General features: G+C 34.0%; 23 protein-coding genes and 3 tRNA genes. 8 read left to right on the top strand and 18 right to left on the bottom strand.

Annotation, left to right across the window (positions count from 1 at the left end):
• Position 1: 1 nt before the first annotated feature.
• The 6 genes from A9G25_RS10225 to A9G25_RS10205 all read left to right on the top strand — a co-directional run bounded on the left by A9G25_RS10225 (position 2) and on the right by A9G25_RS10205 (position 4683).
• Complete coding sequence (locus A9G25_RS10225) at positions 2 to 310, top strand: tape measure protein (protein ID WP_141675078.1); 309 nt, start codon at positions 2 to 4, stop codon at positions 308 to 310.
• A gap of 21 nt (positions 311 to 331) precedes the next feature.
• A complete protein-coding gene (locus A9G25_RS10220; protein WP_065626829.1) occupies positions 332 to 595 on the top strand; it encodes a hypothetical protein in 264 nt (87 codons plus the stop codon).
• A 29-nt stretch (positions 596 to 624) separates the two neighbouring features.
• On the top strand, positions 625 to 2619 hold the full coding sequence (locus tag A9G25_RS10215; protein WP_065626828.1) for a hypothetical protein: 1995 nt from the start codon (positions 625 to 627) through the stop codon (positions 2617 to 2619).
• Positions 2610 to 2933, top strand: a complete 324-nt coding sequence (locus A9G25_RS10210; RefSeq protein ID WP_065626827.1) for a hypothetical protein — start codon at positions 2610 to 2612, stop codon at positions 2931 to 2933. The genes A9G25_RS10215 and A9G25_RS10210 overlap by 10 nt, the downstream gene beginning before the upstream one ends.
• A gap of 345 nt (positions 2934 to 3278) precedes the next feature.
• Complete coding sequence (locus tag A9G25_RS12435; RefSeq protein ID WP_442903095.1) at positions 3279 to 3713, top strand: tail fiber assembly protein; 435 nt, start codon at positions 3279 to 3281, stop codon at positions 3711 to 3713.
• A 115-nt stretch (positions 3714 to 3828) separates the two neighbouring features.
• Positions 3829 to 4683 carry an acyltransferase family protein gene (locus A9G25_RS10205; RefSeq protein ID WP_065626826.1) on the top strand — a complete coding sequence of 285 codons (855 nt, stop codon included), beginning with the start codon at positions 3829 to 3831 and terminating at the stop codon, positions 4681 to 4683.
• 278 nt (positions 4684 to 4961) lie between these two features.
• On the opposite strand, the gene A9G25_RS12890 is transcribed toward A9G25_RS10205, so the two are convergent.
• From A9G25_RS12890 to A9G25_RS10190, 4 genes are all read right to left on the bottom strand, one after another.
• On the bottom strand, positions 4962 to 5111 hold the full coding sequence (locus A9G25_RS12890) for a hypothetical protein (RefSeq protein WP_176701118.1): 150 nt from the start codon (positions 5109 to 5111) through the stop codon (positions 4962 to 4964).
• Positions 5112 to 5319: 208 nt separating this feature from the next.
• A tRNA-Arg gene (locus tag A9G25_RS10200) sits at positions 5320 to 5396 on the bottom strand.
• 428 nt (positions 5397 to 5824) lie between these two features.
• Positions 5825 to 7018, bottom strand: a complete 1194-nt coding sequence (locus A9G25_RS10195) for an MFS transporter (RefSeq protein WP_065626825.1) — start codon at positions 7016 to 7018, stop codon at positions 5825 to 5827.
• Between the two features lie 184 nt (positions 7019 to 7202).
• Complete coding sequence (locus A9G25_RS10190) at positions 7203 to 8294, bottom strand: alpha/beta hydrolase (protein WP_081297234.1); 1092 nt, start codon at positions 8292 to 8294, stop codon at positions 7203 to 7205.
• Positions 8295 to 8483: 189 nt separating this feature from the next.
• Here A9G25_RS10190 and A9G25_RS10185 point away from each other — a divergent pair, with 189 nt between their 5' ends.
• Positions 8484 to 9371, top strand: coding sequence for a LysR family transcriptional regulator (locus A9G25_RS10185; protein WP_081297233.1), 888 nt, complete (start codon positions 8484 to 8486; stop codon positions 9369 to 9371).
• Positions 9372 to 9559: 188 nt separating this feature from the next.
• Here the strand turns inward: A9G25_RS10185 and A9G25_RS10180 are convergent.
• From A9G25_RS10180 to sbcB, 12 genes are all read right to left on the bottom strand, one after another.
• Positions 9560 to 9635: transfer RNA gene (locus A9G25_RS10180), tRNA-Gly, on the bottom strand.
• 20 nt (positions 9636 to 9655) lie between these two features.
• Positions 9656 to 9743: transfer RNA gene (locus tag A9G25_RS10175), tRNA-Leu, on the bottom strand.
• A 237-nt stretch (positions 9744 to 9980) separates the two neighbouring features.
• Positions 9981 to 10532: a CDP-diacylglycerol--glycerol-3-phosphate 3-phosphatidyltransferase gene (pgsA, locus tag A9G25_RS10170; protein ID WP_065626822.1), complete on the bottom strand. Its 552-nt coding sequence runs from the start codon at positions 10530 to 10532 to the stop codon at positions 9981 to 9983.
• Positions 10533 to 10640: 108 nt separating this feature from the next.
• Positions 10641 to 12476, bottom strand: a complete 1836-nt coding sequence (gene uvrC / locus A9G25_RS10165) for an excinuclease ABC subunit UvrC (protein ID WP_065626960.1) — start codon at positions 12474 to 12476, stop codon at positions 10641 to 10643.
• A gap of 1 nt (position 12477) precedes the next feature.
• A complete protein-coding gene (artM, locus tag A9G25_RS10160; protein WP_065626821.1) occupies positions 12478 to 13155 on the bottom strand; it encodes an arginine ABC transporter permease ArtM in 678 nt (225 codons plus the stop codon).
• 12 nt (positions 13156 to 13167) lie between these two features.
• Entirely contained in the window at positions 13168 to 13896 is a 729-nt protein-coding gene (artQ, locus tag A9G25_RS10155; RefSeq protein ID WP_065626959.1) for an arginine ABC transporter permease ArtQ, read from the bottom strand.
• A gap of 132 nt (positions 13897 to 14028) precedes the next feature.
• Entirely contained in the window at positions 14029 to 14763 is a 735-nt protein-coding gene (locus tag A9G25_RS10150) for a transporter substrate-binding domain-containing protein (protein WP_065626820.1), read from the bottom strand.
• A 23-nt stretch (positions 14764 to 14786) separates the two neighbouring features.
• Positions 14787 to 15515: an arginine ABC transporter ATP-binding protein ArtP gene (gene artP / locus A9G25_RS10145; RefSeq protein WP_065626819.1), complete on the bottom strand. Its 729-nt coding sequence runs from the start codon at positions 15513 to 15515 to the stop codon at positions 14787 to 14789.
• 162 nt (positions 15516 to 15677) lie between these two features.
• A complete protein-coding gene (locus tag A9G25_RS10140) occupies positions 15678 to 16325 on the bottom strand; it encodes an ElyC/SanA/YdcF family protein (protein WP_081297232.1) in 648 nt (215 codons plus the stop codon).
• Between the two features lies 1 nt (position 16326).
• Positions 16327 to 17016 (bottom strand): CidB/LrgB family autolysis modulator, encoded by a 690-nt coding sequence (locus A9G25_RS10135; protein ID WP_065626818.1) that lies wholly within the window; start codon positions 17014 to 17016, stop codon positions 16327 to 16329.
• On the bottom strand, positions 17013 to 17468 hold the full coding sequence (locus tag A9G25_RS10130) for a CidA/LrgA family protein (RefSeq protein WP_081297231.1): 456 nt from the start codon (positions 17466 to 17468) through the stop codon (positions 17013 to 17015). Before A9G25_RS10130 ends, A9G25_RS10135 begins: the two co-directional genes overlap by 4 nt.
• Before the next feature lie 88 nt (positions 17469 to 17556).
• Positions 17557 to 19002, bottom strand: coding sequence for an exodeoxyribonuclease I (sbcB, locus tag A9G25_RS10125; RefSeq protein ID WP_065626817.1), 1446 nt, complete (start codon positions 19000 to 19002; stop codon positions 17557 to 17559).
• A 176-nt stretch (positions 19003 to 19178) separates the two neighbouring features.
• On the opposite strand from sbcB, the gene A9G25_RS10120 reads away from it, so the two are divergent.
• The gene (locus A9G25_RS10120; protein WP_065626816.1) at positions 19179 to 20348 is read left to right on the top strand and encodes a tyrosine-type recombinase/integrase; all 1170 of its coding nucleotides are present in this window, start codon (positions 19179 to 19181) and stop codon (positions 20346 to 20348) included.
• On the opposite strand, the gene A9G25_RS10115 is transcribed toward A9G25_RS10120, so the two are convergent.
• Together A9G25_RS10115 and A9G25_RS10110 are read right to left on the bottom strand one after the other, a co-directional pair.
• Positions 20332 to 20514 (bottom strand): helix-turn-helix transcriptional regulator, encoded by a 183-nt coding sequence (locus A9G25_RS10115; protein ID WP_065567557.1) that lies wholly within the window; start codon positions 20512 to 20514, stop codon positions 20332 to 20334. The two genes, A9G25_RS10120 and A9G25_RS10115, sit on opposite strands and share 17 nt — an antisense overlap.
• Before the next feature lie 254 nt (positions 20515 to 20768).
• A complete protein-coding gene (locus A9G25_RS10110) occupies positions 20769 to 21500 on the bottom strand; it encodes a BRO-N domain-containing protein (RefSeq protein WP_065626815.1) in 732 nt (243 codons plus the stop codon).
• Between the last annotated feature and the right edge of the window lie 2 nt (positions 21501 to 21502).

Raw genomic sequence — 21502 nt, 5'->3', positions numbered from 1 at the left:
GTTGGCGCATGAGCTATATATCCTTCTCTCTAACTCTATGGGCGAGCTGGGTTATAGCACGCAAAGCACGATATCTTATATTGATACGCTATCTAACTTGATGACCATCAATAAAACAAGTGCAATCGGTGCAGAATCAGCTATCAACGCGTTAACCAAAGCGCAGATGAAAGGTAAGCTTGCTGGTGTTGAGGCAATGACGGTATTTAGTAATATGCCTAGTGTTTTAGGAACATTAACTAATTACCTCAAAAAGAACGCCAAATCAACAAAAGAAGCTGAGAAAATAACAGAGCAATACGTAAGTTAGCCACTGACGGTAAATTATCTATTGCAAACTTTTACCGATGCGCTTATAGATTCTAATGCTGAGCTGGATTCACTTGCTGATAACATGCGAAATACGGTACAAGACGGCATCAACCGTGTTACCAATAATTTAAAAAAATATTTGGGCGAGCTTAATAACTCAACTGGCGCAACAAAAGTTTTAGTTGATTCGTTGATTTTGATGTCTCAACATGTTGACATCTTGATGACTGGTGTTGGTGCTTTAGCTGCTATCTATGCAGGAAAATACATCACACACCATTAGCTAGTGCGACTAAGCAAGGTGCTGAGAAAGTGATTAATGATATAAAACTTGCTCAAGCTGAAAAAGCGGCAGCGCAAGCAGCACTACAGCAAGCACAAGCTGAGCTTGTTCACTTAAGAGCTGTGCAACAATCATTATCAGCACAGCTAAAACTAGCACAAACCGAAAAAACTAGAAACGCAATTAGAAAACAGTTAAAAGCTAACACTGACGCCTTAACTGCAGCTACAAATCAGCAAACAGCAGCGCAAGCAAGACTTGATGTAGCAATGAAAGCAACGTCTTTCGCGGCTAATGGCTTGCGTTCAGCTATGGCGTTACTTGGTGGACCCGCTGGTATGCTATTCCTCGCAGCTGGTGCACTATCAATGTGGTCAAGTAAAATTGATGAAGCTAAGCAAAAATCATTAGAACCCGGCGACAAAGTAGATCAGTTACGAGAAAAATACAAATCTTTAAATCAAGAGCAAAAACAACTTGAGCTATCAAGATTAAAAGTTTTTTTTGATAAAACAAAAGAAAGTATTGACTGGCAAATTGTTGCTGTTAAAGAGTTAAAAGCTGAGTATGAGCAATACAAACGTCGAGCCGCAGGCGCACTGAACAGCATATTTACATCACAAGAGGGTTTAAATGAAGCTCAGAATAAATATCTAGAAGCAAGTGATAAACTAAAAAAATCTCAAGAAAATTTAGCAAAAGCAGAAAAAGCACGTAGTGATATCGAATCGGGAGCAATCGAAAAAACAAATGAAGCGACCGAGGCAAACAAAAATCTATCAAAAAGTTGGGATAAAGTATCGCAATCAGAAATAGATAAAAAATTAGCAAGCTTATCCAAGGAACTTGATATTGCTCAGTTGAAAGCCAAAAAAAATAGTGAAGCGGCATTTGTACTTGACGGACTTTATTCAGCTTTGGGCGATAGTGCTAACGAATATCGAGAAGATCTAATGGCGCTGGATCTTGGACAAACTAACTTTACTAAGCTATCAAATGATCAAGCTGCTGCATTACAGCCGCTGATAGCGCTATTAAAATCATTATCAGCTGAAAACGAAAAGCTAAACGCTAGTAAAAAAAGCGGGCGAGGCACAACAAAATCATACGCAGAGGAAATCAAAGAACTTAGCGATAAGTTGGAAGTTGCTAAACTTGAGGCTCAAGGGCTTACTGTTGAATCTGAATTACTTGCTATTACTCAAAAAATGGGTAGCAAAGTTACAGCGAAACAAACTGAAGAGCTTAGAAAGCTAATCGAAGCATCACAAGCTTATAAAGAACTTGGTTCATTAAAAAGCCCGATTGAAGCTGAAAATGATGCTTATAAAAAGTCTAAGGATTCATTGGATAAATTACAAAAGCTAGGTGAAATAAAAACTCAAGAAGAATACAACGCTAAACTTGAACAAGTAGAAAAACAGCATCAAATCAACATGGCTAAAATTAAGTCTGAAGCTGTTGTATCTAAAATTGACGACGCTGTAGCACAAATTGACCCAGTCCAAGCCCTTAAAAATGAAAATGATAGAAAACTTGCTTTGATTCAAGAGTTTGAAAAGCAGAAATGGATCACCGAAGAAAACGCAATAGCATTGCGTGAAGCGGCTAATCATCAGTATGAGCAAAATAGGATAAATGCACAGTGGGAAATATGGCGAAATCAGAGTGATGCTAACGAGTTTTTAGCGTCATCACTTGAGGGATTAGCAAGTAGTGCGACAAGTACGATATCGGGACTGATGTCTGGCACAATGACAGCAACACAAGCAATGCAGAACTTTGCTAATGTGATTTTGAACGAAGCTATCGGATCACTTGTTCAAATGGGTATGCAATACGTCAAGAACGCAATTGTCGCTAAAACAACTTCGGCAGCAACGACCGCAGCTCAAGTACTTGAAGCTCAGACGCTAGCTTTAGCATATGAACCGGCGGCAATGAACGCATCTATTGCCACACAAGGCGCAGCAGCAGCGATAGGCGCAGAGGCATACGCAACGGCTATAAAGCGTTGGGTATAGCTGGTGCGCGTAAAAATGGTGGTCCCGTAGATGTTAACTCAATGTACCGTGTTGGCGAGGGAGGAAAACTTGAAATCTTGGTAGCAGGCGGTAAACAGTATTTAATACCTGGTGAAAACGGGCAAGTATTAAGCAATCGCCAAATCACTTCTGGTAAAGGTGGAGGTTCAGTAATAAACATGACATTTAATACACCGATTCATCTAGACGGAAATGGCAGCATGTCAGAACAAGACGGACAGCAACTAGCTAAAAACATTGAGCAAGCTATCCGTGCGCAGATTATGAAAGAACAAAGACTACGGGGCTGCTAAATCGGCGTTGATTTTATAGATGAATTTTCATATTTTCACCAAAAAAACCGTCAGGAAAGATATTGATTTTATTAAAGTTTTTTGATGTTTTTGAGAGTAAACTAAACAACCCTTTTTTTAATCGCTTTTTTAATTCATTGAAAAATATAGATTAATTTAAGCACCAGAAAAAAGGGTCATTTTCGGAGAAATGGTTAAATTTTAGTTAAAACAAAAGGCTATGTTTGATATAATCTAGTTCACCGCTGCACAAGCGGTTTAGAAAATTTTGCATGTAACGGACCTCTGGGTCTTGCCGTTCACCGCTGCACAAGCGGTTTAGAAAACGTTACCTAAGTTTTTTATATAGACATTATTGTTCACCGCTGCACAAGCGGTTTAGAAAGCGACAAATGGACATACCCGGCCGATCATTGCGGTAAAAAAATCTACTCAATAGAAAATGGTGCAGAATCAACAGTAACAGAAATTGGCGATATTCCAAGTAATTACACTCTGTTAAAACCAAACTCCGAATTTGATAACTGGAACGGTGAAGCGTGGGTGTTAGATGAAAACAAACAGCATCAGCATTACATAGCTGTAGCAACAGCACAGAAAAAACAGCTATTAAGCGAAGCAACTACGCAAATTGATTATCTACAAGATGCAATCGACACAGAAATAGCAACTGATGAAGAAAAAGCATTGTGCGCAGTATGGAAAAAATATCGTGCGTTATTAAATCGTGTTGACGTTGATACTGCGCCAGATATCGATTGGCCAGAAAAACCACAGTAATTATAGATGTTCTGATCAGATTTAGTTTTTATAACACGGTCAATAAAACAAACGCTTGAGTTAATATTATGAATGACTTAATATTTTGACACTTTAATTTTATGTAAATATTACGATGAATAATATAACTTCTTTTAATAGTTTAAGATTTTTGTTGGCCTTGTTTATTTGCTTATTTCACACTCAAGGAATATTAGCTAATGAAACAGGATATAAATATTTTAGATCGGCTCACTTGGCTGTTGACTGTTTTTTTGTTTTGTCTGGTTTCTTGCTGGCCAGATCGTTTTATTTAAAATCGCTATACACAGAAAACCCTACAGGGTTAATAGATTTTTTTATATCTAGAATAAAACGGCTGTATCCAGAATATTTATTTTGTATGATTTCATTATTTATTTTAATGAGATGTTTAAAAGTTGACATGGGTAGCGCTAAAGCATTTTTTTTGAATTTTATTATGGTTACTGATGTTAGCGGAATTCAGACAATGTTACTGGGGGCTTGGTACGTTGTTGTCCTATTTTGGGTTAGTTGTTTTTTGTATGCATTAATGTATTTTTTTAAAGAAAAAGCGCTTCAATTATATATTCCATTATTATCATTTTCGTGTCTATTTTTTTTAACATCAAACGCAGGTGCAGTTTCAGGTTATTCTGTACCAACGGTATTAGGTTTTTTATCACAGGGAGTGGTAAGAGGTTTTTTAGGCCTATCGGTAGGTATTTTTGCTTACATGATTGCGGATTATATAAATAAAAATGATTGGAACTGTATAAACAAAAAAAAGATCCATTGCATTCTAATTTTTTTAGAGTTACTGTCTATTGCAGGGCTATTGATGCTACTGTGTAGTAGCAAAAAAGGGAGTTTTCACGATTTCAATATCTATTTCGCATTTACGTTTATTATAATATTACTCTTTTATAAAAAAGAATTTTTCTTACGATTTTTATCTAATCAGTTCTAGAAAAAATTGGGGATATATCGTATATACTGTACTTATCACATATTTCACTAATGTTTTGTTTAAAAAAATACTCAGTATTTTTAGATATGAATGTTGTATTAATATTTGTTTTATCAATTATTATTAGCGTTGTTTTTGCGGTAATTTTATATTTTTCTTGTAGATTGTTGAGATCGTTTATAATAAAACAAATTATTGTAAAATAAGGTATTTATAACTACAGGATCGCTGATGTTGTTTCTGTAGTTACTATTTAATACACTAAATTTTAATCTTTATCACATATCAATCTTCAACTTACAATACTCAACAGCATCATGTAGCATCACAAAATCAGCGATATCGTATAGCATTTTTGCTGTTTGATAGAATACATAATTGTGCTCGTCGTCGCTATTGATAATGTAGCATTCGGCCCGTAATTTCATTTTCGTAATCTTCGGGCGACATGCGTATGTAAATTGGTAGTGTGTAGTTTATTGTTATCATAATAAGTAAAGTGTTAATTTGTTATGATTATTAATAAACTGAGTTACAAATAATTATTTTCTTAATTGTTCTAATAGCAACAGAATAGATACTTAAGCAGTTAAATTTTATAAAACATTAGAAATTGATTTAAATCGTTGATTTTAATGGCGTCCCCTACAGGATTCGAACCTGTGACCTACGGCTTAGAAGGCCGTTGCTCTATCCAGCTGAGCTAAGGAGACTTAGATAGGTTTCTTATTTAGATGTTGTGTATTATATAAAGCTATTTCGATACGTCAATGATTTTTAATGGCCTATTATATCGGATAGATAAAATATCATCAATTTGGTTTTTTATTAGAGTCGTTGATGTTTTGTTTTAATCATAAGCTTTCTTTACATTTTTAACTGTTAGCAAATTATATAATAGACCTATGTAATTAAATGTCGAATATTGTTGTTAATAATATTCAGTTTTTTATACATTCTAGTAATTAATTTTGGCATAGTAATATCTCGTTATGATTTAGTTAAATGATGACTTATAATGCTTTTTTAGCAATCTTTTCCAGTAGACTGTTATTATGACTCTCGAATTGTCCTTTAAGGTATCTTTTATCAACTGATAAGATAAAATAGAGCCTAAAAGATTATTAGAGAAATAATTTATCTAACCTTCTGTTTTATTTTTATAAAATACAATAGACGTTGCTATTATCGAACCAATTAATAATATACCACTTAGTGCAAAATTGCTTTGCCATCCCAGATAATCAAATAACAATCCGCCTATCGTTGAACCTATTGCAATTGATGATTGAATTACTGCAACCATTAGTCCTCCACCAATTTCTGCGTCTTTGGGTAATGTTTGTGCTATCCATGCCCACCATCCAGTTGGTGCGGCCGTAGCAAACAATCCCCATAAACTGAATAAAGTAGCTACAGTCCAGATGTGACTTCTAGTTAAAAATAAACCTATGATAATGACAGTCATTAGTAAAGAAATCATCATTAGTGTTTGATAGAGTTTAGTTTTCAGAAAGGTTGTAATTACCATTGTTCCAATAAAACCAGCGACACCTATAGCAAGTAAAATTAAAGATAGATTAAAATTATCTACCTTAGTCACTGTTTCTAGAAAAGGGCGCACATAGGTGAATAAAGTAAACTGTCCCATGAAAAATAATCCACACGCCAGTAAGCCTATAGATAGAATTGGTTTTTTTAGCAGTTGAAGCATAGGCTTGTTAGGTTGATTTTCTTTATAGGTTTTCATAGTAGGCAGGCTAATGCATTGCCAAATAAATGCAAAAATAGCAAGGGGAATGATACAAATAAATGCTCCACGCCAGCCTATTGTTTCTCCTAAGTAGCTTCCCAGTGGTGCGGCTATAATTGTCGCAAGAGCATTACCGCCATTGAAAATAGCTAGAGCCTTAGGTACTTGATGGTGTGGCACCAAACGAATGGCCGTTGCAGCTGACATTGACCAGAATCCACCGATAGCAATACCAATCAGTGCTCTTCCCAGAATATAAACCAAGTAATAGGATGTGATAGCGATAACTAGCCCGGATAAAGCCATTAAAAACGTAAAAAATAGTAACAGTAGTTTTCGATCTAAGTTTCCTGTAAATTTATGAATGGTCAGACTAGTTAGTACTGCTAGTATACCTGATATAGCAATACCTTGACCTGCTTGTCCATCGGTAATTTGTAAATCTCTGGCAATAGGTGTCAGCAGGCTTACAGGTAAAAATTCTGAAGCAATTAATACAAAAACGCATAGCGTCATAGAAAATATACCGCTCCAGTGTGTGTATGTTTTATTGTTTGGTATATTGAGATTTTTTTTAGACATTATAGCTTTATCCTCATACCTTTTTAACCGGCCGAGTTGCATTAAGGGCAAATGTTGTTTCTGTATATAGTAGTTATAAAATTAATAAAAACAAAATATTAGAAATAACATTTTTGTCATTTATATAATGATAATAGCCATCAGTAAATACAGTTATTTTTGTTGGGATGGCTAATATCTATCCTTATAATTTTAAGTTGGTCTTAAAGAACTGTTCAAATTTAGTAAATGGTATTTTTCCTGTGGTATTGTCATATAAATCGACATGATTTGCTTCAGAAACAATTACCAATTCTTTTTTCTTGCCACCGACCATTTTATAAGCATCCTCAGCAAAATAACGAGAATGAGCCTTTTCACCAGTAACAATTAATGTGGGAATAGTAATTTCATTTGCATAGCTTAGTAGCGGCATATTCATAAATGAAAGAGGCATTGTTGCATTCCATGCTCCAACCGAATTAATAGAACGAGGATGAAAACCACGAGGCATTCGGTAGTAATTATAAAACTCTTTCAACACTGGAGGCGGATTTTCTGGTAATGTTTCTGGCAAAATACGTTTAGAAGCACTGACTTTACCTTTCTCATCGATATAAATATCATGTCCACCTAATGTGGGAATACCTGTTTTAGCATCTTCCCAACGTTGTTCGTTCAGATATTGCAAAACAGAATGTCGATCAGCTGTTGAATAACGATCTTTTCCATCACCAACCCCATGACCCATTGCACGACTCATATCGTACATTACACTCGTTGCAACAGCCTTTACACGAGTATCCATTGCTGCATTGTTTAATGCCATACCGCCCCAGCCACAAATGCCGAGCAGTCCAATACGATTACGATCCACTTCTTTTTGTAGACCAAGAAAATCAACTGCAGCACTAAAATCCTCGGTATTGATATCGGGAGAAGCAACATTACGTGGGTAGCCAGCACTTTCTCCGGTATAAGATGGATCAAAAGCCAACGTAATAAAACCTTGTTCGGCTAGTGTTTGAGCGTATAGCCCGCTCGCTTGTTCTTTTACTGCACCAAAAGGTCCGCTGATTGCGATTGCAGCTAATTCGCATTCATTTTGATTTTTGGGAATATAAAGATCGCCGATTAATATAATTCCATAACGGTTCTGAAAGGCGACTTTACGGTGATTAACTTTTGTACTTTTAGGAAAGGTCTTGTCCCATTTTTCGATCAGTGATAAAGGTGAAATTTGATTTATCTTATCAGTACTCATAGTTATAACTCCACTTATTGGTGTGAATAGTATAGTAGTAGGTGGAACAAATTTTGCTAAAAGCTCTTATTACTCATTTCTTTTACTGATATAGATTATATTTAGATAACTCAGCAGAAATTGTATTAGTAATTATTATAATTAATATTAATAGTATTGATTAGTGGGGAAAAAATGCTAAGATTAATACTAAATTGTTATAAATAAGAGTAAAAAAATACTTTGCTAACTAAGCGAGAAAACTACAATGATCTTTACCTGTTTATGATTGTTGTACAGGAAGGAAGCTTTACCGCTGCAGCAAAACGGCTTGGGCTTGCACAATCAGGGATAAGTCGTTCTATCCGTGAGCTTGAAAAGCGCCTTGGTTTACAGCTTTTGGTTCGCACAACGCGCAAATTATCTCTGACGCAGGCGGGTGGACAATTTTATCAAAAAGTACTATCTGGATTTGATGCATTAAATGACGGACTAACCTCTCTAGCTTATTATCGTAATACTCCATCAGGTACTGTTCGCATCAATGCTAGCCAGCATGTTATAGATAAAGTGCTATTACCTAAGTTAGCGGTATTTCAACAACTTTATCCTGATATCCGATTGGAACTTATCAATGAAAGCAGGTTTGTTGATATTATTTCTGAGAGATTTGATGCCGGTGTGCGCCTAGGTCCAGAAATTAACGATGGCATGGTTGCTGTACGTATTTACCCGGATATGGAAATGGCAATTGTTGGCACTCCCGACCACTTTCGTCGCTATGGATTTCCACAAATACCAGCAGATTTAGTGGCACATCCTTGCATTGCATATCAACTTGGTGACGGAAGTTTGTACTCGTGGGAGCTTTATCAAGATGGCGAAAAAATTACCCACCGACCTGAGGGAAAATGGGTTTTTGCTGATAGTTATTTGGAAGCTAAAGCTGCTCGCTTGGGATTGGGGTTAGCCTATGTACCAGAAGAATTGGTAGCGGATGATATAGAAAAAGGCGTTCTCATTAGAGTGCTACAACGTTTTAGTCTTAAGCTCGAAGCATCGTATATCTATTACCCTCATAGAAATATATCTCCTGCGCTAAGAGCTGTTATTGACGCATTGAAAATTTAAAGGGAGATTAAATTGTCTACATTTGATTATTTGTAATAGTCCTTATTTAATTTGACATTTGAGTTATTTTATAACGCAAAAGGAAATGTCAGAAATAAATCAAAAAACAAAAATCATTAAACCTAAATTAGGACTTTAAAAATAAAATTATTGCCACTAACTTCTTGTCTTAATTATTACTTTTGAATTGGAGCGGGAAACGAGGTTCGAACTCGCGACCCCGACCTTGGCAAGGTCGTGCTCTACCAACTGAGCTATTCCCGCATAGACGCATAGGTAAGAAGTGGTGCCCGGGGCGAGACTTGAACTCGCACGGCCAAAAAGGCCGAGGGATTTTAAATCCCTTGTGTCTACCGATTTCACCACCCGGGCTCAAAATTGATTACTTAGAAGTAATTCGTTTTGAATGCAAAGCATTTTACCGATCTTATGATTTCAGTCAATATAAATTTTAAATAAATCGTTTAATTGCTCAATGTTTGACTGATTGATAATTTAAATAAAAGTTATTGGTTGATTTGGAAGGGGATGAGTAATTTTGTTTACTAGAATTTATCAACAAAATTACTCATATAAAAATATGCTTAGGTAGAAATTAACTAAAAATAATTATTCTTCTAATAAATCGCTATGTGCTATCCATAAATATTGCAACATTGATAATAGCGTTAATACTGTTGCAATAAACAATGCTGCAAGACCTGCGTAAATAACAATGTCACAAGGACGCCAAAGTAGCCAAGTTAATGCTGTCATTTGTGCTATCGTTTTGATTTTCCCAATTGACGAAACAGCTACATTGTTACGTTTACCAATTTCAGCCATCCATTCCCGTAAGGCCGATATTATAATTTCTCGTGAAACAATAATAATTGCAGGGATTGAGATCCACCATGATTGATAATATTGTGTAATTAAAACAAGCGCTATTGTTACTATGATTTTGTCGGCGACTGGATCTAAAAATGCGCCAAACTTGGTTGTTTGCCCTAGGCGACGAGCAAGATAACCATCTAATACATCAGTCACGGCCGCAATTAAAAAAATCAATGCAGAGAAAAAACCAGACCATTCATGAGGTAACAAATAAAATGCCAGCACAAAAAAAGGAATTAAAATAACTCGAAATAGTGTTAAGAATGTTGGAAAATTAATTTTCATGTGACAAAAGCTCTTTTTTTATTTTATTAATCAATGAATTATAGATTAATAAAAAACAGTATTTTCTTAATGATTATGTTGCCTGAAATATGTTATTTTTTCAATGGGTTATTGTTGTAAATTTAGATAAATTTTTTCAGCTAATTGTTTTGATATACCTTGTACTTGCGCTATTTCATCAATACTGGCGTTTTTTAACTCTCTTAATCCACCAAAATGTTTCAGTAGTGCTTGACGCCTTTTAGCACCAATACCTTCAATATGTTCTAAGGCACTGTCGGTTAATTGTTTTGTCCCTTTTTTACGCTGACCTATAATGGCATGATCGTGTGATGCATTTCTTATTTGCTGAATGAGTAATAGGGCAGGTGAGTGATCATCAAGATAATATCCTTTACCGTGTGCTTCAAAAAATAGTGTTTCTAGTCCTTCTTTACGCTCAGCACCTTTAGCAACGCCAATTAGAATAGGATGATTTTTATTCCAATTTACTTCTAATTTTTCAAACACCTTTAATGCTTGGTTTAGTTGTCCTTTACCACCGTCAATAAAAATAATATCGGGGATTTTGTCGATAGGCAGATCTTTTTTATTGTAACGGCGTGATAATACTTGTTGCATTGCTGCATAATCATCACCAGGGGTAATTCCTGTAATATTATAGCGTCGAAATTCGGATTTAACAGGTCCTTTATCATCAAAAACAACACAAGATGCAATGGTGTTTTTACCCATAAAATGGCTGATATCAAAACATTCCATTCTATTAATTTTGTCAATTTTTAAAAAATCTTTTAGTCCGTCATAACGTTGTTTTATTGTTGAGTTTGCTAGTAGTTTGTTTTTGACTTCTGTTTGAGCATTCACGGTTGCAATAGTGAGTAATTTTAGGTTATCACCTTTAGGTTCATCAACTAATTTAATTTGATGTTCAGCAATAAGTGATAGCGTTTCTTCTATTGGTTGTTTATCAGACAATGAGAAGTTAAGTAAAATCTTTTTAGGAATATTTCTGTTTTGATTGCCTTGTAAATAAAACTGTCCTAAAAAGGTTTCGATAACTTCTTCTAGCTCAGTATTTGATGGAACCTTAGGGAAATAAGAACGATGCCCAAATGTTTGTCCATTGCGAATAAATAAAACATATATACAAGCTAAACCAGACTCATAATGAAAACCGATCACATCAAGATTATCGTTGTTGTTGTATATGGCTTGTTTTTCATTGATATGCTTTATTGCTTGTAGTTGATCACGCAAAACTACTGCTTTTTCAAAGTTGAGTTCGCTACTAGCTTTTTGCATATCTTCAGTTATTTTTTGTATTATCTGATCTGATTGACCAGATAAAAATAATCTAACATAGTTAACTTGTTCTAGGTAATCTTCATCACTGACTAATCCAGACACACAAGGGCCTAAGCAACGTTTAATTTGATATTGTAGGCAGGGGCGAGTTCGGTTGCGATAAGTTGAATTTAAACACTGTCTTATTGGAAATGTTTTTTGTAATAAAGCTAATATTTGCTTTACTGCATATCCACTTGGATAAGGGCCAAAAAATTCATCTTTTTTTCGATTGACCGCACCACGATAAAGAGACAATTGCGGATGTTGTTCTTTGCTTAACTTTATAAAAGGGTAACTTTTGTCATCTTTTAACAGTACATTGTATCGGGGTTGATACTTTTTAATATAAGTCTGTTCAAGCAGTAAGGCTTCGGTTTCGGTATTGGTAATTGTAAATTCAATATGATGGATATGACTAACGAGCATATCCGTTTTTAGCGTTTTTTTACTATTATTAAAGTAACTTTTTAAGCGATTATTAAGATCTTTAGCCTTTCCCACATAAATAATCGTCTGTTTATCATTAAACATTTGATAAATTCCTGGCTTATGTGGGACTGTTTTTAAAAAAGATGCTGAATCAAATTGGCTCATATTAGTTTTCAAATTTGAGGGCTTTTTTCTCTATAATCCTCATAATGGTGCTAAGTAAACCATTTATCAAGAGATATATTAACCCAGCAACAATAAAAATAGTGAAATCATAATAATCCGCATTCAATTCATTGCTGTAGCCCATAACATCCATAACAGGAATCATTGAAGCTAATGCTGTGCCTTTTACTACAAAGACAACTTCATTTGAATAAGTCGAAAGGGCTCTTTTTAATGCATAAGGCAAAACAACTTTTAAAGTTTGTTTTTTATTCATGCCAAGTGCTTCACAAGCTTGCCACTGTCCTTTAGGTAAGGCTTTTAATGAACCATAAAAAATTTGAGTTGTATAGGCGGCACTATTGAGTGTTAATGTTAAATAGGCACAAAACCAAGGCGAAGAAATAATGTTATAAAACGTCGGTATTTTGATTAAAATATCTCTAAATTGTGATGGCCCATAATAAATTAGTAAAAGTTGTACTAGTAAAGGGGTACCTGTAAATATAATGACATATGCGCGTATAACTTTATTTAATATAAAGTGATTTAATGACAATAGACATGATAGACAAGCAGCAATCAATCCAGCAGATAAAATGCCCAAAATACCTAAACTTAATGTATCGGGTAAACCTTGGGCAATGATGTTAAGGTAATGAATAAAATTATCAGACATAATACGGCCTTACTAACTTTTCGCTGATGTAGGTTGTTCAAAATAGGTTGAGCGTCTTTCAATACGCGATATAACCTTTTGACTTAAAATTGAGATAATTAGATATATGATCATTGCAACAAAATACCATAAAAAAGGTTGGTTGGTTCGCGCGATGATAGTTTTGGTTTGCATCATTAAATCATCAATTGCAATTGCTGAAACTAATGCGGTGTCTTTTAACAAAATTAACCACTGATTACTTAATCCAGGCAGGGCATGGCGCCACATTTGTGGCATTATAATGCGAAGAAACGTGCGTGATTTATTTAATCCGAGTACTTGAGCTGCTTGTTTTTGTCCGTTAGAAATTGCTTTAAATGCACCGCGTAACGTTTGAGAGGCATAAACAGCGTATAAGAGTGATAGTGCTGCAACACCGCATAAAAAAGGACTAATATTAAAATCTTGAATATCTAATTGTATCGTCAATGACAAAAAATAAAGATCGATTGTGAAACCATCATTTAATAATATTAATAATAGTGGTAATCCGTTATAAATAGCTACCACAATTAATAATTCAGGTAATGCGCGAATTGTTAAATTAAATAAGGACATTGTCCACGCAACGGGTTTAAATGGAACAGATTCTAGTATTGAGAAAATTAAAGCGAAAACAATTCCGATAATTAATGATACAAAGGCCAATGATAATGTGATACCTGTTGCTTGTATAAGCGGCAAAATATACCCATCCATTAACGATGAGATCCATATCATTTTATTTGCAAAAAAATCAAACATAAAAAAACCAAGGTTAATTTAAAAAATAAATTCGCCGCAAGATAATGCGGCGAGATTATCATTGTTATATTTATTTAAAAATATAGTTTATTTATTAAACCATTTTTTATAGATAGCATCTAACTCACCGTTCGCTTTTAATTTATCTATCGCTTGATCAAATTGGTTAAGTAATTTTTCGTTACCCTTACGGATAGCAATTCCTAAACCTTCACCAAAATAGTCGTGGTCAGTGATTTTATTGCTTAAAGCAACAATATCTGCCTCTTTGCCTAGCCATTCTCCAGCTACAATTGAGCTTGAAACTATTGCATCAATTCTCTTCGCTTTTAAATCTAAAATAGCGTACTGATAACTATCATAGCTAACCGCTTTCATATCTGGGAATTTATCACTTAAATATTTAGGATAAGTTGTTCCTTTTTGTAGACCAACTCGTTTACCTTTTAGTTGATCGAGACTAGTCAATGTATCTTTCAATGTAACAAATTGGATTGAGCTATCATCATAATAAATTTTAGTAAAATCAACTTGTTTTTGTCGTTCTGGCGTAATATCAATTCCGGCTATAGCGGCATCAATTCGACGAGTTTTTAAGCTAGGAATTAAACCATCAAATGATTGATTGACAATTTTGCATGAAACTTTTATTTCATCACAAATCTTATTAATCACATCAATATCAAAGCCGATGATTTCATTTTTTTCATTAGTAAATTCAAAAGGCGCATAAGTTGCTTCTGTTCCGATTGTTAAGGTGTCTGCTGCTTGAGCTACAAAAGCAGTTCCTGCAAGACAAATGGCTAGTAACGTTTTTTTCATATATCCACCTAATTTTATTTTAATTAATGTGACAAATAAGCTTTAAACTCTTCAGTTTTAGGATGAGCAAAACATTCGAGTTGTCCTCGCTCAATAATTTTACCTTGCTCCATATAAATTACTTGTGAAGCAATTTTGCGTGCAAAATCAACTTCATGCGTAACTATAATTTGTGTAATACCTGTTTGAGATAGCTCATTGATAATTTCGGCAATTTGCGATGTAATTGCTGGATCTAATGCTGCTGTAGGTTCATCGAATAATAATATTTGAGGTTCCATCATTAACGCTCTAGCAATAGCGACACGTTGCTGTTGTCCACCTGAGAGGTGAAGCGGGTAGCGTTGTGCCATATCATCAATTTGCAATCTTTGTAATATTGCCATTGCTTTATCGCAAGCTTCTTTTTTAGATAACTTTAATATTTGGCAAGGTGCTTCAATCAAATTTTCTAGTACCGTCAAATGCGGCCATAAATTATAGTTTTGAAATACCATGCCTACATTTTTACGGAGATGTCTAATTGTTGATTCACTGATTTTTTCAGAAAAATCAAAATGGGTGTTAGCAATAGTCATCTGCCCTGATTTAGGTATTTCAAGTAAATTAAATACTTTTAATAAAGAGCTTTTTCCTGCTCCACTTTGACCAAGTAAAACAATGGTTTCACCAAGTGGATAACAGAGTGAAACATCATTTAAAGCCTGATGTTTACCATAAAAACAGTTAATATGGTTTAATTCAATATTCATTGTTAGTTATACATTTTTCTTGATGCTAAATTTGATTAAATATTACTTTTTCCTGCATAAAAATGCAATCTAATTTATTAGACAAGTTCTCTTTTGTTTGGTTTTTATACTTAAAGATGCACTTTCCTGAAAGTTTTTACAATTTTTTGTTATTTAGGATGGTTATTGAGCATTAGATAAAATAGGAATTACAGGGCCAAGATATCTAGGTTCTTTTTTTAGAATATAAAGATCAATAAATGCACTAACACGCGCAAACATTTCGCGGATACGGACTAACTTCATATTTTTAGGGGAGGGCACAGCAAAACATTGTGCTTGTATGTCTTGAGCAAGGGCAATAAAAATGGCTCGTTCACAATGAAACTCTTGAGTGATAATAGTAAAATTATTTGCATCAAATACTTTATTGGCACGAACCACTGAATCGAAAGTTCTAAAACCTGCATAATCCAAAACGATCACATCGCTAGGAATTCCAGCTTTTATCAAATCCTTCTTCATAGTAATTGGTTCGTTGTAGCTTAAAAGAGCGTTATCACCACTTAATAATAAATAATCAACTTTGTTTTGCCAATAAAGATCAATTGCTCCATCAATACGATTACGATAAAAATCATTTAAACCTCCTCCTCGAACATATTTCGATGTTCCAAGTACAACACCAATAGTCCGGTAAGGAAGTTTGTTTTCATCATGATAAATATAAGGAGCTGTTTTATAGCTGATCCAATAATCTAAACCTACAATAGCAGTTATTAAAATCAAGCAGAAACTAGCAATATAAGCAATAAGCTTTTTTAATTTCATGCTAAAACCAGTTAAAAATAAATACCATTATTGGAAATAAAAAAGGTGCTGTCAATGAGGTCATAACACCACATAAAACTAATGATAACGAACTATACGCACCTTCGTTATAATCAACTTCAATACAACGGGCAGTGCCGACAGCATGTGAAACAGCACCGATAGCTAATCCTCTTGCTGGTGCTGATTTTATTTTTACTAAATTTAATATTTGATGTCCAAATATACCGCCTAATGTACCAACTAATATTACGCATAATGCAGCTATTGACGGTATACCATCTTGATTACTTGCAATTGTTACTGCAATGGCAGTAGTAACAGATTTAGGTAGCACAGATGCAGCAATCTCAATACTTCCACCTAACCAAAATACAATACAAACACCGGTTATCATTGAAGCAAGCGATGCGGTAAAAGTAATAATCATTATTGACTTCCAACGAGCTTTAATTTGGGGAATAAGTTCATATAAAGGATAGGCGAGAGCAACAACAGAATAAGGCAATAGTTTATTAATGATTTGTACGTTGTCAACGTATTGTGTGTAACTGGTGTTTGTTATCAGTAAAATTGGAATTAATACTATTACCGTAATCACTAGGGGATTAAATAACGGATTTTTTATTTTAAATGATATTTTTCTAATAATGAAGAAAACAAAAAGCGTTAATGGTAGCATCCATATCATGGCTGATTGACCTCATCTTTTGGTGATGAAATTGAATTTTTTGCTGCGATTTTATGACATTGTTCTGCTAAAAATGCGGTTAGAAGCAATACAATAAGAGAACCACCTACACAGCCAAATATAATCGGACCCCAATTTTGTAATAAAAGTGAATAATTATCCATAATCCCCATTGCTGCAGGAATAAATAATAATGTCATGTAACGCATGAATAGATTACAGCTATTTTTGATCCAGCAAGTGGGAATTAACTGAAATGCAAGTAAAAAGAACAGGATCAATAAACCAATAATACTACCAGGAATTATTATAGGTAATATTTTAGAAATAATATTACCTACCCATAAACAAAGAGTTAATATGACCAATCCACGACCATAACTAAAAAAAGTATAGTATAAAGAATATAGTCTATGTCTGATGGTGGCGTGCTTAGCTAGAAAATGTTTCATAACGTAAATGCTATTAATCTTAATTATAAATTATGACGGATGCTAGAGTGACATAAAGTTATTTTTCTATATGATACGCTCGTCAAAATTAATTACCAACTAAATAATGGCAGTAATGATAAAGTTGTTTAATTATTGCTAGTTTTTCTGGTTGCTGAATATAAGTTTCAGCATATTGTTCTAATATTAATAAGTAATCTTGAATTTTTGGGGTGTTGAGTTTATCGCGACAATAATCTTTCCAAATAATCTGTTCATGCTCTGTTAATGTTTGTGGGTAATTTCGTGCTTTATAACGAAAAAATAGTGTTGGTAAACGAGGATCATCAAACGTTAATGATAAACTATCTAATAGATGAATTGGAGTTGTTCGAATAGTCTCGCAGCGTAACTTATCTTGGTTATTTAGAAATTTTCCATAAATTTGAGCATCAACATCAGCGTTAATAGTATTAATAGGACTATTATTATCAATATTAAATAACGTCTGTATTTTATTTTGTAATAAATTTTGATTTTCTAACAATTTATGTTGGTTTATTAAACATTGCTCTATATCAATGTTAAACCGTTCAGCATTTTCAGGTAATAATGTTTTTAATGGTGCAATAACAGGACATTTATTGGTATGAACCAATTTTAAAGGTATTCGTGATTCACCTAATTGTAGATCTTTAGTTTTGGTGTAGAGCCTTTCCTTTATTTGCTCAACAGGTAGATCGATTAAGAGATCTATATCTCCAGTTAAATCGCAAATAACAGCGGCACTATTTTGTACTGGATGCCAAATTATAGGTGAAACTAAAGATAGATTACCACGATGGCTACCTAACATGCCTGATACATGAACTATTGGCGTCATATTAACTACATCAATAAGTTCAGCAACTTTATTTTTTTTACGTAATGAGAAAAAATAATTAAACAGTTTAGGTTGTTTTTGTTTTATTAATTTAGCTATTGCTATAGTCGCATAAACATCAGACATTGCATCATGTGCATGTTCATGCTTAATGTTATTTGCTTTTGTTAGATGTTCTAAACGAAAACTTGGTAGGCCTTCATCATTAGTTGGCCAATTAATTCCTTCTGGTCTTAGCGCATAACAAGCACGAACTACATCAAGTAGATCCCATCTTGAATTGTTGTGTTGCCAACAATAAGTATAAGGGTCATAAAAATTACGATATAAAAGATTACGCGTTACTTCATCATCAAAACGAATATTGTTATATCCTAAAATACAAGTATTAGGTTTGCTAAAAGCTTGATGAATTTGTCGAGTAAATTCAGCTTCACAAACTCCTTTGTTATTAGTTTCTTGAGGTGTTATGCCAGTAATTAGTACCGCTTCTGGATTGGGTAGATAGTCTTGAGCTTGACAACAATATATAACCAAAGGATCTTCAATAATATTAAAATTCTCATCAGTTCGAATTCCAGCAAATTGAGCAGGGCGATCTAATGCAGGATGAGTTCCAAATGTTTCATAATCGTGGAAGTAAAAACTTGGCTGTTCTTGGTTATTTTTCATTGTTCTTCTTTGCCCATAATTGTTCTTTTATTTATTTAAATTCAATAAGATATAATAAATTTTTGTTCATTTTTGTTTTTAGCTATTTAAGCGGTTTTTTATTTGTTCACTTGCAAATGTGTACAGATTGAGTACATAATTATATTTTTATATGTGTACAGAATGTAGAAAATAAAATGGCATTAAGTGATACAAAATTAAAATCAATATTAAATAAACCTTACACAGGGTTGCCTGAGTTAACCGATGGTGATGGTTTGGGAGTAAGAATATCACAAAAAGGAACAATTGCGTTTCAATTTCGTTATAGATGGAACGGAAAAGCTCAAAGAATGACAATAGGACGTTACCCATCATTATCGCTTAAAGATGCTAGGATTTTGGTCGGTGAGCTGAGAGACTTATACAATAAAGGAATCGACCCAAAAAAGCATAATCAAGCAAACAATACAGGTATGACTTTGAATGCTTGCCTTGATTATTGGATGGAAAAATATGTATCAACGCTTAGAGATAAAACTGCCACACTATATCAAGCCGTTGTATGCAAAAATCTTTATAATCAATTTCCTGATATACCAGTTAATGAGATACCTGTGCGTGACTGGGTCACTTTTTTTGAAAAGCAAGAACAAATTAATCTTAAAAGAGCCAGAACAATACTAGTGCAGGCTAAATCTGCAATAAATTGGTGTATTAGTCGTCAAGTTATAGACTCATGTGAGTTAATGAAATTAAGCCCTAAAAATATAGGCGTTAAAACTGAAATTGGTGATAGGGTATTAACATATAAAGAGTTGGCAAAAATATGGCTAGCAATTGAGAATAGCAGGGCATCAACAATAAATAAGCTTCTACATCAAATGCTAATGTTATGGGGGGCTAGAAATTCAGAATTACGACTTGCTTCTGTTGATGAATTTGATATGGGTGAATTGATTTGGACAGTTCCAAAGGGACATAGCAAAATGGGTAACGTAATAAGAAGACCTATTTTTGAACAAATTAGACCAATGGTTGAAAAATTACAAAATATGTTTAATGATAAAATGTTTCCAGGAACATCGTTAAATACCTCTATTACAATTTCAGCAGCTAATAGGTATGTAAGACGATTGCGTGAAAAATTAGATATGCCAGAATGGAGCTCCCATGATTTTAGAAGGACATTATCAACTAGATTATCAGAGGAGGGAGTTATGCCCCATATCACAGAAAGGATGTTAGGGCATGAACTTGGTGGTGTTATGGCTGTTTACAATAAACATGATTGGTTAGAAGATCAAAGAAAGGCATATGAATTATATGCTGATAAGATCCTTTGGCACATCAAACACGTTGATTAATTCCGCCATTATTAAACCAGTCAATTACCGCTTTTTTATTGTATCGCTTTGGATAATTCAATACAGCAGCAGGAAAACCTTTATTTTTTGTTAAATTATAAATTGTTGTCCTGCTTTTGATGCCAAACTTTTGCATGATTTCTTTTTCTTCGATTAAGTCATACATTTTATTTTTCTCCAGACTTTTACTTATACTGTATTTTTCGCCAAATTTGGCGTTAATTAATAAAACGGGTGTTTGTAATTTATACTTTGATTCCCCCGAATTGGTGAATCAAAGATAAAAAATGCTCTCTCTATTATTTCATTGCACGCCAAATAATCAGCGCAGATATCTGTAATAAATTAATAGAATAGGTTGGTTGTTCAGTGAGTTATTAACAGATTTTGTGGATTAAAAAAGGGCATAATGCCCTTAATTTATAGTTTCTGTAATTGTTTTTTTTCTAGCTGTTTTTTAAACATCGAAGCAACAAAAGCACCGTCGCCAAAATGATCGTGAATTCTTATACCGAAATTAGAGCCCAACATTTTAAAAACATCATATAAACGATTGTCTATGTAGAAATCGTTCAACCAAAGCATGTGATGAACTAAACAAATTAGGTTGGTTCTGCTTACCTCAATCATATCTTTTCTTGTTTTTGTAACCCCACCCAACCACTTAATAGCCTTATCAAATTTGCTAGCGGGTAAGTCTTGGTAACGTGGTATCTTGAAGTTTTCATAGAATTTAGTGTAGATAGCTTGGTAATGTTCACCAGTCCTGTATGAACGTTCGTTTACCGCTTTTTTGATTGCTTGTTGCTGTTCGGTGTTAATTGTTAATGAATATGAGCCTGTTTTGCGGATTGTTGGTAATACTTCATCAAATACCCAATTTTGGAAGTCTATGGCTTCTTTTTTATTACTGCGAAAAATAACGCAGTATAAATTAGGTTCGTTAATGAAAGTTAATTCTCTTTGTTGCCCAGATGACCTGAGGTACATTTTATGTACCCCAGCTTCAGAAAGATTGAAACGACTAGATTTAGCATTTGATATATTTAAAATTTCTGCTATATCTTTTAAGCAAAACAATGGCTCATTGTTTACTATTTGAATGCGTACTTGGGATTGGTTGAAGTTAAAAACAGATATTTGATTTGACATAT

It is taken from the genome of Gilliamella sp. Bif1-4, assembly GCF_001690535.1.
Classification (GTDB): Bacteria; Pseudomonadota; Gammaproteobacteria; order Enterobacterales; family Orbaceae; genus Gilliamella; species Gilliamella bombi.
The sequence above is the reverse complement of the archived record's forward strand: the minus strand, read 5'-3'. Positions and strand labels throughout refer to the sequence as shown.

Excerpts from the sequence above, each read along its gene's own strand:
- A9G25_RS10205 (WP_065626826.1), top strand. The coding sequence starts at position 3,829 with ATGAATAATATAACTTCTTTTAATAGTTTAAGATTTTTGTTGGCCTTG.
- A9G25_RS12890 (WP_176701118.1), bottom strand. The coding sequence starts at position 5,111 with ATGAAATTACGGGCCGAATGCTACATTATCAATAGCGACGACGAGCAC.
- A9G25_RS10195 (WP_065626825.1), bottom strand. The coding sequence starts at position 7,018 with ATGTCTAAAAAAAATCTCAATATACCAAACAATAAAACATACACACAC.
- pgsA (WP_065626822.1), bottom strand. The coding sequence starts at position 10,532 with ATGAAAATTAATTTTCCAACATTCTTAACACTATTTCGAGTTATTTTA.
- uvrC (WP_065626960.1), bottom strand. The coding sequence starts at position 12,476 with ATGAGCCAATTTGATTCAGCATCTTTTTTAAAAACAGTCCCACATAAG.
- artM (WP_065626821.1), bottom strand. The coding sequence starts at position 13,155 with ATGTCTGATAATTTTATTCATTACCTTAACATCATTGCCCAAGGTTTA.
- artQ (WP_065626959.1), bottom strand. The coding sequence starts at position 13,896 with ATGGATGGGTATATTTTGCCGCTTATACAAGCAACAGGTATCACATTA.
- A9G25_RS10150 (WP_065626820.1), bottom strand. The coding sequence starts at position 14,763 with ATGAAAAAAACGTTACTAGCCATTTGTCTTGCAGGAACTGCTTTTGTA.
- artP (WP_065626819.1), bottom strand. The coding sequence starts at position 15,515 with ATGAATATTGAATTAAACCATATTAACTGTTTTTATGGTAAACATCAG.
- A9G25_RS10140 (WP_081297232.1), bottom strand. The coding sequence starts at position 16,325 with ATGAAATTAAAAAAGCTTATTGCTTATATTGCTAGTTTCTGCTTGATT.
- A9G25_RS10135 (WP_065626818.1), bottom strand. The coding sequence starts at position 17,016 with ATGATATGGATGCTACCATTAACGCTTTTTGTTTTCTTCATTATTAGA.
- A9G25_RS10130 (WP_081297231.1), bottom strand. The coding sequence starts at position 17,468 with ATGAAACATTTTCTAGCTAAGCACGCCACCATCAGACATAGACTATAT.
- sbcB (WP_065626817.1), bottom strand. The coding sequence starts at position 19,002 with ATGAAAAATAACCAAGAACAGCCAAGTTTTTACTTCCACGATTATGAA.
- A9G25_RS10120 (WP_065626816.1), top strand. The coding sequence starts at position 19,179 with ATGGCATTAAGTGATACAAAATTAAAATCAATATTAAATAAACCTTAC.
- A9G25_RS10115 (WP_065567557.1), bottom strand. The coding sequence starts at position 20,514 with ATGTATGACTTAATCGAAGAAAAAGAAATCATGCAAAAGTTTGGCATC.
- A9G25_RS10110 (WP_065626815.1), bottom strand. The coding sequence starts at position 21,500 with ATGTCAAATCAAATATCTGTTTTTAACTTCAACCAATCCCAAGTACGC.